Annotated in this window: 10 protein-coding genes; 8 read left to right on the top strand and 2 right to left on the bottom strand. The window is 54.0% G+C overall.

Annotated features, from left to right (window positions below; translation table 11 throughout):
* The first annotated feature begins 17 nt into the window (after positions 1 to 17).
* Positions 18 to 1,427: an aminotransferase-like domain-containing protein gene (locus AC6HVW_RS04720; protein WP_071680857.1), complete on the top strand. Its 1,410-nt coding sequence runs from the start codon at positions 18 to 20 to the stop codon at positions 1,425 to 1,427.
* On the opposite strand, the gene AC6HVW_RS04725 is transcribed toward AC6HVW_RS04720, so the two are convergent.
* Entirely contained in the window at positions 1,424 to 2,398 is a 975-nt protein-coding gene (locus AC6HVW_RS04725) for an alpha/beta hydrolase (RefSeq protein WP_071680856.1), read from the bottom strand. The two genes, AC6HVW_RS04720 and AC6HVW_RS04725, sit on opposite strands and share 4 nt — an antisense overlap.
* A 1,182-nt stretch (positions 2,399 to 3,580) precedes the next feature.
* Between AC6HVW_RS04725 and AC6HVW_RS04730 the strand changes: the two genes are divergently transcribed.
* The 6 genes from AC6HVW_RS04730 (at position 3,581) to ompC (ending at position 11,609) form a co-directional block, all read left to right on the top strand.
* Positions 3,581 to 4,795 carry an aspartate aminotransferase family protein gene (locus tag AC6HVW_RS04730; RefSeq protein ID WP_179252750.1) on the top strand — a complete coding sequence of 405 codons (1,215 nt, stop codon included), beginning with the start codon at positions 3,581 to 3,583 and terminating at the stop codon, positions 4,793 to 4,795.
* A gap of 50 nt (positions 4,796 to 4,845) precedes the next feature.
* Positions 4,846 to 5,880, top strand: coding sequence for an arginine N-succinyltransferase (gene astA, locus AC6HVW_RS04735; RefSeq protein WP_024529739.1), 1,035 nt, complete (start codon positions 4,846 to 4,848; stop codon positions 5,878 to 5,880).
* On the top strand, positions 5,880 to 7,352 hold the full coding sequence (astD, locus tag AC6HVW_RS04740; RefSeq protein WP_071680854.1) for a succinylglutamate-semialdehyde dehydrogenase: 1,473 nt from the start codon (positions 5,880 to 5,882) through the stop codon (positions 7,350 to 7,352). Before astA ends, astD begins: the two co-directional genes overlap by 1 nt.
* A 259-nt stretch (positions 7,353 to 7,611) precedes the next feature.
* Positions 7,612 to 8,952 (top strand): N-succinylarginine dihydrolase, encoded by a 1,341-nt coding sequence (astB, locus tag AC6HVW_RS04745; RefSeq protein ID WP_071680853.1) that lies wholly within the window; start codon positions 7,612 to 7,614, stop codon positions 8,950 to 8,952.
* 12 nt (positions 8,953 to 8,964) lie between these two features.
* Positions 8,965 to 9,948, top strand: coding sequence for a succinylglutamate desuccinylase (gene astE, locus AC6HVW_RS04750; protein ID WP_071680852.1), 984 nt, complete (start codon positions 8,965 to 8,967; stop codon positions 9,946 to 9,948).
* Between the two features lie 578 nt (positions 9,949 to 10,526).
* Complete coding sequence (ompC, locus tag AC6HVW_RS04755) at positions 10,527 to 11,609, top strand: porin OmpC (protein ID WP_021805655.1); 1,083 nt, start codon at positions 10,527 to 10,529, stop codon at positions 11,607 to 11,609.
* Positions 11,610 to 11,694: 85 nt separating this feature from the next.
* On the opposite strand, the gene AC6HVW_RS04760 is transcribed toward ompC, so the two are convergent.
* Complete coding sequence (locus AC6HVW_RS04760; RefSeq protein WP_021181014.1) at positions 11,695 to 11,886, bottom strand: YdfD/YebW family protein; 192 nt, start codon at positions 11,884 to 11,886, stop codon at positions 11,695 to 11,697.
* A 225-nt stretch (positions 11,887 to 12,111) separates the two neighbouring features.
* Between AC6HVW_RS04760 and lysM the strand changes: the two genes are divergently transcribed.
* The gene (gene lysM / locus AC6HVW_RS04765) at positions 12,112 to 12,552 is read left to right on the top strand and encodes a peptidoglycan-binding protein LysM (protein ID WP_024486819.1); all 441 of its coding nucleotides are present in this window, start codon (positions 12,112 to 12,114) and stop codon (positions 12,550 to 12,552) included.
* The last annotated feature ends 316 nt before the right edge of the window (positions 12,553 to 12,868 follow it).

Consider the following 12,868-nt stretch of genomic DNA (forward strand, 5'->3'; position numbering starts at 1 on the left):
ATAACAGTTGGAATTGTATGACCAGATATGAACAGCTTGCCCAGCAGATCCGCGAACAGATCCAGAACCGGGTATGGCGTGCCGGGGATAAACTGCCCTCGCTGCGGGAAAGTGGCAAACGTGCCGGGCTGAGCCTGATGACGGTGGTGCAGTCATACCAGCTACTGGAAAGCCAGGGTTGGATCGTAGCGCGGCCGCAGTCTGGTTACTATGTGGCGGCCCGTTCACAGGCGTTACCACAGCCCATTCGGGGTGAGAAACTGCTGGTAAGCGAACAGGTGGATATCAACGCCTTTATCTTTGACGTGCTACAAGCCTGTAAGGATCCAGAGATTGTGCCCTTCGGTTCGGCTTTCCCGGATGCCACCCTGTTTATGCAACCCAAGCTGGCCAGGGCGCTGAGTAGCGTAGCCCGAAAATTCACACCTCACAGTTCCCTTGCCAATCTGCCGCCCGGCAACGAGGCATTGCGTCGCCATATTGCCCAACGCTATGCGCTGAATGGGATGCAGGTCTCCCCTGATGAGATTGTGATCACCGCCGGAGCGATGGAGTCGTTAAGCCTCAGCCTGCAAGCGGTGACGCAGCCGGGGGACACGGTGGCTATTGAATCCCCGGCATTTTACGGCGCGTTGCAGGCGCTGGAACGTCTGAAACTGAAAGCGGTGGCGATCGCTACCCACCCGCAGCACGGAATCGATCTGGATTCGTTACAGCAGGCGATTGAGCAGTATCCGATCAAGGCCTGCTGGCTGATGACCCATTTCCAGAATCCGCAAGGGTCGAGCATGTCGGACGAGAATAAACAACGGCTGGTGATGATGCTGCGCGAGCATCAGATCTCGTTGTTGGAAGACGATGTGTACGGCGAGCTCTATTTCAGCGCCGAGCGGCCCTTGCCAGCCAAGGCGTTGGATCAGGGCGGGCAGATTTTGCACTGCTCGTCGTTCTCAAAATGTCTGGCTCCGGGATTTCGCGTGGGTTGGGTAGCCGCAGGGCGATATGCGCCGCAGATCCAACGTTTGCAACTGATGAGCACCGTTTCAACCAGCGTGCCGACGCAGATGGCGATCGCCGATTATCTGCTGCATGGCGGCTATGATACCCATCTGCGTCGCCTGCGGCGTTTATTGGCCCAGCGCCAAAGTGCCATGCATCAGGCGATCGCCCATCACTTCCCGCCGACGGTGAAGGTCAGCCAGCCGGACGGAGGCTATTTCCTGTGGCTGGAGCTGGAGGCGACACAGTCATCCATGGATCTCTACCAGCGTGCGCTGGCAGAGGGCATCAGTATTGCGCCGGGGCGAATGTTCACCACCGGCGATCGTTTCAACCACTGTTTCCGCCTGAACGCCTCCTTTGAGTGGAGCGACAGGCTTGAAACCGCCATCAAGACCTTGGCCAGGCTGATCCGTAGCCTGGGCTAGGCCAGGTAATGTTTCAATGCACGTCCGGCCTGATGAATAGCCGAATGCACCGCCGGAACCTGGGCGAGGGGGTTTAACAGGCCGTAATCGTGGATCAGCCCATTGTAGCGGGTGGCGGTCACCTCGACGCCAGCCGCGTTCAGCAGGCGGGCATAGGCTTCCCCCTCATCCCGCAGTACGTCCAGTTCGGCGGTCTGGATCAGCGCGGGTGGCAGCCCCTGTAGCTGTTCCAGGCTCGCATTGAGCGGTGAGGCGTAGATCTCCTTACGCTGGGCCTTGTCGGTGGTGTAGTTGTCCCAAAACCACTTCATCATATTGCGCGTCAGGAAATGGCCTTCGGCAAACTGATGATAGGAATCGCGATCAAAACTGGCGTGAGTGACTGGCCACAGCAGGATTTGGCAGCGCAGTGCCGGCGTGCCTCGCTCTTTAGCCATCAGGCTGACCACCGTTGCCATGTTACCGCCAACGCTATTACCTACTACCGCCAGCCGGGTACCGTCGACGTTGATCTTTTCTCCGTATTCCGCCACCCATTCCGTGGCCGCGTAGGCTTGCTCGATGGCGCTGGGATACTGGGCTTCTGGTGACGGTGTGTAATTGACAAACACCGCTACCGCTCCGGAACTGTAAACCAGGTCGCGCACCAATCGTTCGTGAGTTGGGAAGTCACCCAATACCCAGCCACCGCCGTGGAAAAACATGAATACCGGCAATTTACCTTTCACTCGTGGCGGGCGCACGATGTGCAGCAGGATGTCCTGACCGGCCACGTGAATGGTTTTCTCTTCGATCTCGACCTCACGCTGTACCACCTCCACGCTGCGTTGCGCGCCTTCCAACACCTTACGTGCCTCCTTCGGCTTCATCTGTTCCATCGGTTTGCCGCCGCTGGCATTCAACTCCGCCAGAAAGGCGGCTACGTCTTTAATCGCTGCGGGCTGGGTGGCATCAAAGGTTTTCTTGCTCATGTTGGGATCCTTAAGGTTGAGGAGGAACATTGAGTACGGGGTAACTTATCAGTGTAGTCAAAGACTGGGGGTGTGCCCTCACCCCAACCCTCTCCCATAGGGAGAGGGAGCTAATAGCTCCTGCTCATTTGGAAGTAAAGTGGTCCTCTCAGCAAACTCATCTCCTCATGCAAAGGTGAATCACCACAGTTTCAAATCCACTCGATCGCCCCCCTACTAAAAGGACGAACACCCAGATAAATTGTGGCACGGACTGTCCCCGGTCTGTACACCCATAGGGAGAGGGAGCTGATAGCCCCTGCTCATTTGGAAGTAAAGTGGTCCTCTCAGCAAACGCATCTCTCATACAAAGGTGAATCACCACAGTTTCAAATCCACTCGATCGCCCCCCTACAAAAGGACGAACACCCAGATAAATTGTGGCACGGACTGTCCCCGGTCTGTACACCCATAGGGAGAGGGAGCTGATAGCCCCTGTTCATTTGGAAGTAAAGTGGTCCTCTCAGCAAACGCATCTCTCAGGCAAAGGTGAATCACCACAGTTTCAAATCCACTCGATCGGCCCCCCAACAAAAGGACGAACATCCAGATAAATTGTGGCACGGACTGTCCCCTCTCCCTGTGGGAGAGGGTTAGGGTGAGGGGCATTTTGCTGCGTTAAATGAGGGCGCATTGCACAATTGCGGTGCAAAAGGGCGCCGATCCCGCCATCTCACGCAATTATTTTTGCGAGCAGGATCAGAAAAGCGGAAGAATTTTGCGATTGAATAGGATTTCTCCATCGCTGATGATTTCAGGCCCTATTTTTGCCATTAATCATTACAAATGCATAATTATTGAATATTTATGCAATATAACTCCTTGTTTTAACGAAAAAAATTAGTAAATCCGTCAAAAACCCCGTTCTGGCACGATAGCTGCTCTACACTATTTATCAAATGGGCTGTATTTTAACTACTCATTAACATTTATTCCCCGCTCCGGGGCGCTAAATGCGGCATTAATAGTGAATAACCGATTTTATGTAACAGGTTTGTATCTGAATAGGCGGCGGTGAGCAGCATTATCGTCGGCCAGAAAAGACACCGGATAATAAGGTTAATTTGCTTTTTCGCTGGCCTTGCGCCACCAGAGCGGTCCTTACCGCCAAAATTCAGCCTTTGCTGACGTTATGAGGTCATTATGGAACAGCCAATCGCAGTTACCCGCCAGTCTTTCGACGACTGGATGATCCCGGTTTATGCCCCTGCGGACTTTATTTTGGTGCGGGGAGAAGGCTCACAGGTTTGGGATCAGCAGGGGAAATCCTATATTGATTTCGCCGGAGGCATTGCCGTCAACGCCCTGGGCCACGCCCATCCGCAGGTGTTGGCGGCGCTGGTAGAACAGGCAGGCAAGCTCTGGCATCTGGGCAACGGTTATACCAACGAGCCGGTGTTACGCCTGGCCAAACAGCTGATTGATGCCACCTTTGCCGACAAGGTATTTTTCTGCAACTCCGGCGCGGAAGCCAACGAGGCCGCGCTGAAGCTGGCGCGAAAATATGCACTGGATAGTGGTAACAGAGAAAAGAACCAGATCGTCGCGTTCAATAACGCGTTTCATGGTCGCACCCTGTTTACCGTTTCTGCCGGGGGCCAACCAAAATACTCACAGGATTTTGCGCCACTGCCTGGCGGCATTACCCACACGCCGTTTAACGATCTGGCCGCCGCTGCTCAGGTGATTAATGACCGTACCTGCGCGGTGATCGTTGAGCCGATTCAGGGTGAGGGCGGTGTGGTACCGGCACAACCGCAATTCCTGCAAGGGTTGCGTGAACTGTGCGATCGCCACGGCGCACTGCTGATCTTTGATGAGGTGCAAACCGGCGTGGGCCGAACTGGCTCGCTGTATGCCTATATGAATTACGGGGTAGTACCGGACGTGTTGACCACCGCCAAGGCGTTGGGCGGCGGTTTCCCGATCGGTGCGATGATCACCACCGACCATTTGGCGAAAACCCTGGGCGTCGGCACTCATGGCACCACTTACGGCGGCAACCCGCTGGCAGCGGCAGTGGCTGGGGTGGTGTTCTCGCTGATTAACACACCGGAGGTGCTCGATGGGGTGAAGCAGCGTCTCGAGTGGTTTATCGCCGGGCTGACGGAAATCAACCTACAGTATCCGATCTTTAGCGAAATCCGCGGGGCGGGTCTGTTAATTGGTTGCGCTCTGAACCCGGAATATGCCGGTAGAGCCAAGCAGATCACTCAACTGGCTAACGAGGAAGGGGTGATAGCCCTGATCGCGGGTCCGGACGTGGTGCGCTTTACGCCTTCGCTGATCATCCCGGAACAGGATGTGAAAGAGGGGCTGGCGCGATTCGCGCGTGCTGTGGCGCGGATTTGCAGCTAATCAAGGCGGCTGCGCCCGGTGCGCAGCCGATGACTACCGAGGTTCGCATTATGATGATTATCCGCCCCATAGAGCGTCGTGACCTGGCTGACCTGCTGACGCTCGCCGGTAAATCCGGTATTGGCCTCACCTCTTTGCCGCAGAATGAAGAGACGCTGTCGGCACGCATTGAGCGGGCGTTAAAAACTTGGCAAGGCGAACTTCCCCAAAGCGATCGCTGCTATCTGTTTGTGATGGAGGATACCGAACGGCAACAGGTCGTTGGCGTCAGCGCGATCGAAGTCGCGGTTGGGCTGACCGAACCCTGGTACAGCTTCCGCGTAGGTACCCAGGTGCATGCCTCTAAGCAGCTTAATGTCTATAAATCGGTGCCAACGCTGTTTTTAAGCAACGATCATACCGGCCATTCGGAGCTCTGTACGCTGTTCCTCGATCCGGACTATCGGCATGGTGAAAATGGCAAGCTGCTGTCAAAGGTCCGCTTCCTGTTTATGGCCGCATTTCGTAATCAATTCTCCCGCAAAGTGATAGCGGAGATGCGCGGTTATTCCGATGAAAATGGCCGTTCCCCCTTCTGGGAAAGCGTTGGCCGCCACTTCTTTTCTATCGAGTTCGCTAAGGCGGACTATCTCAGCGGCACCGGGCAAAAGGCGTTTATCGCCGAACTGATGCCAAAACACCCGCTGTATGTCGACTTTCTGGCCGAAGATGCGCAGAAGGTGATCGGCGAGGTTCACCCGCAAACCGCACCGGCGCGCAAGCTGCTGGAAGCCGAAGGGCTGCGCTATCAGGGCTACGTCGATATCTTTGACGGGGGCCCGACGCTGGAAGCCGAGATCGACGAGATCCGTGCGGTCAAGCGGAGCAAACTGGTGAAGGTGGTGCTGGATGATGCGCAGGTATTCAGCGAGGCCCCGGCCTACCTGGTGGCCAACGACAACTATCAAAATTATCGCGCCCTGTTGGTGCATGCCCAACTGCATGATGACCGTCTACGTATCAACGCCGAGACGGCAGCGGCGCTGGGCGTCGAACAGGGGAGCCCGGTACGGGTCATCAAGCTTATCGCTCAGGAGAAAATGTAATGTCGCATCCTGCATTGTTAATTAATGGCGTCTGGCTAGCCGGCCGGGGCGCTGAGTTCAGTAAAACCGATCCGTTGGATAACCTGCCGCTGTGGCAAGCCAATGCGGCCAGTATTGACGACGTGGCTTCGGCCTGCGCAGCTGCACGCGAGGCTTTCCCTACCTGGGCGCGCACGCCGTTTGCGCAGCGCGAACAGTTGGTAAAACGCTTCGCGGCGTTGCTGGAAGAGCATAAACAGCATCTGGCCGAGACCATCAGCCGTGAAACCAGCAAACCCCGCTGGGAAACCTTGACCGAAGTCCAGGCGATGATTGGCAAGGTGGGCATTTCATTACAGGCCTATCAGGCACGAACTGGGGTGACGGAAACCGCGATGGCCGACGGAGCCTCGGTGTTACGCCATCGGCCGCACGGCGTATTGGCGGTGTTTGGCCCGTATAACTTCCCAGGTCACTTACCGAATGGGCATATCGTTCCGGCGCTGTTGGCGGGCAACTGCGTGGTGTTCAAACCTAGCGAATTGACGCCGTTAACGGCGGAGGTGACGTTACAGCTATGGCTGCAGGCGGGGCTTCCGGACGGGGTGATCAATCTGGTACAGGGTGGGCGTGAAACCGGTGAGGCCTTGGCAAGCTGTGCTGATATTGATGGGCTGCTGTTTACCGGCAGCGCAGGCACCGGCTATCACCTGCATCGCCAGTTGGCCGGTCAGCCAGAAAAGATCCTGGCGTTGGAGATGGGTGGCAACAACGCGCTGATCGTCGAACAGGTTGAAGATTGTGACGCGGCGGTGAATCTGGCCATTCAATCGGCGTTTATTTCTGCCGGACAGCGCTGTACCTGTGCTCGTCGTATTTTGGTGAAAAACGGGCCGCAGGGAGATGCCTTTATTACACGCCTGGTTCAGGTGGCATCTACGCTGCGTATTGGCCGTTGGGATGCTGAGCCTCAGCCGTTTATGGGCGGGGTGATTTCCCCCGCGGCGGCAGAGAACATGCTGGCAGCTCAGCACCATCTGTTGGCATTGGGTGGCAACGCCTTGTTGACCATGAAATCGCTGGAGAGCGGCAGTGCGTTATTAAGCCCTGGGATTATCGATGTGACCGGTGTGGAGGACGTGCCAGACGAAGAATATTTTGGTCCGCTGACCACGATCATTCGTTACGATCATTTCGACCAGGCGTTGCGCATGGCTAATAACACGCGCTATGGCCTGTCTGTTGGGCTGGTGTCCCCGCAGCGTGAGCAGTTCGAACGGCTGCTGCTGGAGGCGCGAGCCGGTATTGTCAACTGGAACAAGCCGCTGACCGGGGCTTCTAGCGCAGCACCTTTCGGTGGTGTGGGGGCTTCTGGCAACCATCGGCCAAGTGCGTTCTATGCGGCAGATTACTGCGCCTGGCCGATGGCTTCGCTGGAAAGTGCCAGCCTGACGCTACCCACCAGCCTGTCACCGGGCCTGATATTTAACTGATCTGCCCCTCACCCCAACCCTCTCCCACAGGGAGAGGGAGCTGGTATGGAGTGGTATTCAGATGCAGAGTCGATCCGTAGCTACGCCAGAACAAGATACAGAGATACAGAGATACATCTATAGCATTATCCATCGGTGGTCAGGTTGAAGAAGAAATAACCGCTGGCACGTTCGATTCCCTCTCCTTGGGGAGAGGGTTGGGTGAGGGAGATAGCACCCAGTGACAGGCATCACCCTTCGCAGTTTACAGGAGAGCAAAATGTCCGGATATGAAGTCAATTTCGATGGGTTGGTTGGCTTGACGCACCACTATGCCGGGCTGTCGTTTGGCAATGAGGCTTCGACGCAGCACCGCAACAGCGTGTCGAACCCCAAGCTGGCGGCAAAACAGGGGCTGCTGAAAATGAAAGCGCTGGCGGATATGGGCTTCCAGCAGGGCGTATTGCCACCGCAGGAACGACCTCATCTTCCCACGCTGCGTAAGTTGGGCTTCAGCGGTAGCGACGAGAGCGTGCTGGCCCAGGCGATGCGAACCTCACCGCGCCTGCTCTCGGCGCTTAGTTCGGCCTCATCCATGTGGACGGCCAATGCCGCGACGGTTTCGCCTTCGCCAGACAGTCAGGATGGAAAAGTGCATTTCACCGCCGCCAACCTGAATAACAAATTCCATCGTGCGATTGAGGCCGAAACCACCTCCAGCGTGCTGCGTGCCATCTTCAATGATGAGCAATACTTTGCTCACCACGATGCCTTACCGCAGGTGGCACTGTTTGGAGATGAGGGCGCCGCCAACCATAACCGCCTTGGGGGCGACTATGCCAAACGTGGGGTGCAGGTCTTTGTGTATGGCAAGCAAGAGTTTGGCGGGGAAAGTGCCCCCACGCGTTACCCGGCTCGCCAGACGCGCGAGGCCAGCGAGGCGATCGCCCGCCTGCATCAGTTGCACGAGCAACAAACGGTATTTCTGCAACAGAATCCGGCGGTGATCGACCAGGGCGTTTTTCATAACGACGTGATCGCCGTCAGCAATCAGCAGGTGCTGTTCCATCATCAGCAGGCTTTCCTGCACCAGCAGCAGGGGCTGGATCAAATCCGCCGTAAGATGGCCTTGCTGGAGACGGAGCTGGTGGCGATAGAAGTGCCAACCTCCCGTGTCAGCGTGGGGGATGCGGTGGCGACCTACCTGTTTAACAGCCAGATCCTGACCAAAGCCGATGGCAAGATGATGATCGTGGTGCCGGAAGAGTCCCGCCAACATCCGGGCGTTTGGCATTATCTGTCGGAGATGGTGACCAGCGGTGGCCCAATCGACGAGATCAAAGTGTTCGACCTGCGCGAAAGTATGCGCAACGGCGGTGGCCCGGCTTGCCTGCGTTTACGCGTGGCGCTGAACGATGCTGAGTTGAGGGCGGTGAACCCGCGGGTGATGATGAACGATACGCTTTTCGCCACCCTGAACGACTGGGTAGACCGCTATTACCGCGATCGCTTGGTACAAGAGGATCTGGCAGACCCGCAACTGCTGCATGAAGGGCGTGCGGCACTGGATGCCCTGACTTCTATCCTTGGGCTGGGTAATGTTTACCCGTTCCAACAGTAACCGGAGGCAATAGTGAACAATTTATTGGCTCTGACGTTGGCAGGAACTCCACCGGCTACCACCCAGGGTGAAAACGCTGCACTGCGCTGGAAGTGGTTGGGGGAAGGGCTATTGGAGCTCACTCCACTGCAAGGCTATCGGCAAGCCGTGGTGCTTTCAGCCGGTATTCACGGCAATGAAACGGCCCCGATCGAACTGCTCGACCGGTTAGTGAACGAGATCTTCGCAGGTGTGCGGCCATTGGCGGTGCGCTTGCTGGTGGTGTTGGGCAATCCACCAGCGATGCGAACCAATCAACGTTATCTGGCAAGCGATATGAATCGCATGTTTGGTGGGCGCTATCAGCAGTTTGAGCCCTCTGGCGAAACGGCGCGGGCGCAGCAGTTAGAGCAAGTGATCACCAGCTTCTTTGCCGGAGAGCAGGCTACCCGTTTTCATTACGATCTGCACACGGCGATCCGCGGATCGCTGCTGCCACGCTTTGGTATCCTGCCCTATCAACTACAGAGTTACAGCCCCGAGATGTTGGCGTTACTAGACGCTGCCGAGTTGGATGCACTGGTGATACACCAGGCGCCTGGCGGCACGTTCAGCCACTATTCCTGCGAGCATGCGCAGGTGGCCAGCTGTACCCTCGAATTGGGCAAGGCGCGTCCCTTTGGTAGCAACGATCTGCAGCAGTTTTCCTCTATCAATAAAGCACTGCAGGCGCTGGTCTGCGGGCAATCTCTCCCTTTGCGGGATGAGGCTCCGATTCGGGTGTTCCGTGTCGAGCGGTCGCTGATTAAGCGCAGTGAATCTTTTAAACTCTATTTAAGTGACGATACTGCCAATTTTACCGCTCTGCCGCAGGGCACTTTATTGTATGAGCAGCCTGGGGAAAGCTATCGGGTGCAGCATGAAAGGGAATGGGTCCTGTTTCCCAATCCCAAGGTAGCATTGGGGTTACGTGCAGGCATGATGTTGACCGAGGTCCCGCGTAGTATCCTGTTTTAATCTCACCCCTTCATTACGCCACAGATAAGTGACCTGTGGCGACGTTTTTCTTTTCAAACTTTAATAGCGTAATTTATTTAATCAGTTGATAGGGTATTTTGCCTGTTACGTGCCATTACTCGCGATGATTTACCCTAATGAGTAAAAAACAGATTAAAGATACAATTATTCGCGCCATTCCCGGCAATCAGATTGATATAGGTTAAAAGTGTGAAATAAGTAACGCTATTGCTTAGCATGCTAATTTTGTGGTTATTCAAAATTGTAGGTAAATCACACAAAATGAAACGTAGATGCACCATTTTGGTGCTTATAAACGTAAAAGTTATGGCTTATGCATTAAATATCTATTTAAATCATTATATTAGAATAGCATTTTAATGTAATATTTGGTTACAAATAAACATGCTTTATGCGTGCCGTTTCATGAACTTTTTTATTTTAAGTTTTTATTCATGATGCTAATGTCACATGGCGCTTTATTAAGGGGCGTAGATAAAAAACAAAATGATAAAAATCACAGCCCAAAGCATAAATTGGGCGTGACGGGCAGCTTTTAATAAAATCTAGGAAAATAAATGATGAAACGCAGTGTAGTAGCCCTGGCGGTTGTTCTGGCCACCGCCGCCTCGATGGCCAATGCGGCCGAAATCTACAACAAAGATGGCAATAAACTCGACCTGTACGGCCGTGTTAACGCCAAACACTTGTTCAGCGATAACAAATCAGCCGATGGCGACGCGACCTATGTGCGTTTTGGTTTTAAAGGCGAAACGCAGATTAACAGCGATTTGACCGGTTATGGCCAATGGGAATACAACGTCCAGGCTAACCACGCTGAGTCAGCGGGTACCGAAGGCACCAAAACTCGTCTGGGCTTCGCTGGTTTGAAATTCGCCGAGTACGGTTCCTTTGACTATGGGCGTAACTACGGTGTGGTTTACGATGTAGAATCCTATACCGATATGCTGCCGGAGTTTGGTGGCGATACCTATACCTTCACCGATAACTTCATGAATGGCCGTTCTACCGGTCTGGCTACCTACCGTAACCGCAGCTTCTTCGGTCTGGTCGATGGTCTGAATATCGCCTTGCAGTACCAAGGTAAGAACGAGAATGACCGCAGCAACATCCATAAGCAGAACGGTGATGGCTATGGTATGTCTGTGGACTATCAGGACATCGGCGGTAGCGGCATTGGTGCTGCGGTAGCCTTCTCTGATTCTAACCGTACGAAAGATCAGAAGGCAGTTCAATACGGTAAAGGCGACAGCGCGACGGCCTGGACCACAGCGCTTAAGTATGACGCCAACCAGGTGTATCTGGCGGCCATGTATGCTGAAACCCGCAACATGACCCCGATCACGGTTAACAGCGTTGCTGGCTTTGCCAACAAGACGCAAAACTTTGAAGTGGTCGCGCAATACCAATTCGAAAATGGCCTGCGCCCATCACTGGCTTACCTGCAGTCCAAGGGTAAAGACATTGAGAACATCGGCGATGTCGATCTGGTGAAATATATCGATATCGGCGCGACTTACTACTTCAACAAAAACATGTACACCTACGTTGATTACAAAATCAACCAGTTGAATGACGATAACAAGCTGAAACTGAACACTGACAACATCGTGGCCGCCAGCTTGACCTACCGTTTCTAAGTCGTATTCAAACCTCATTCCTGTGTCGGAACGTGGTTCAAAAGGCAGAGCGCAAGCTCTGCCTTTTTCAGTTTGGCGTGTGGGATCAGAAAGGAGCGTACTCGCTGGCAGGTAGCCAGAAGCCGTCGATAAAGTCCTCGATCGGAAAACAGCCGGCATGGCGTAACCGTTGTTCTTTCATTGCTACCAGGCATTGATGCTCATCACGCAGCACGTCGACAACGATATCGGCACAGCCGCCATCCAGATAGCAAACGAACATCACCAATGCGTACATAACCTATCGCGTCCCCCCATTAAGGCTCCAACCCCCATTGTAGGTAAAATTTGACTGAATTTAGCTAATTAATACAAAAAAATAATAATTGACCAGACAAAAACGGTATTTTCAGAATTATGGCAGCGTTTAATCATCCTTAAGAGGATTGAAGTTCCGCTCTGTACTGCTAAGCTTAATGAGTTTTAAAATTTCTTAACTATCCAATCATTAACGGGAGCGAATATGGGATTGTTTAACTTCGTCAAAGAAGCTGGCGCAAAACTGTGGGATACGGTGAGTGGTAACGCTGAGGATCAAAGCGCCAAGCTGAAAGCGCACCTTGATAACAGCGGCCTGCCAGATACGGACAAGGTGGATGTTCAGGTCGTTGATGGCAAGGCTGTGGTCACCGGGGACGGTATCAGCCAGGAACTGAAAGAAAAAATTCTGGTAGCCGTGGGTAACGTGGCAGGTATCAGCGGCGTGGAAGATAATGTTGCAGTAGCGCAACCAGAAGCGGAAAGCCGCTTTTACACCGTCAAAAAGGGCGATACCCTGAGCGCCGTTGCCAAAGAGATGTATGGCAATGCCAACCTGTACAACAAGATTTTTGAAGCCAACAAACCGATGCTAAGCCATCCAGATAAAATCTATCCGGGGCAGGTATTGCGCATCCCACAATGATGCTGAAGGCCTAGGTAATCGAAGCTCGAGCTTAGAACTGTGTAATCCAGCGCCCCATCTGGGGCGCTGTGCATAAATCCCTCAACCAATACGTATGTTCATACAGACGTTCGCCCCTATAAGTTCCCCACCCGCAATTCGATAAATCCAACGAATATTTCCAGTCCGCACGCTGGTGACTAACCCTGATAATCTTGACCCTGTTGCAGAAAATTGGTAGCGTCTGCACACAAGAATAATCTTAGCTATTGCTGGCGTAAATTTGGCTGTTGCTTGAAGCCTAGGGTTACCCCTTTTGTGCATCAAGGCGTTATGC

Source organism: Serratia sp. NCCP-200, from assembly GCF_059697885.1.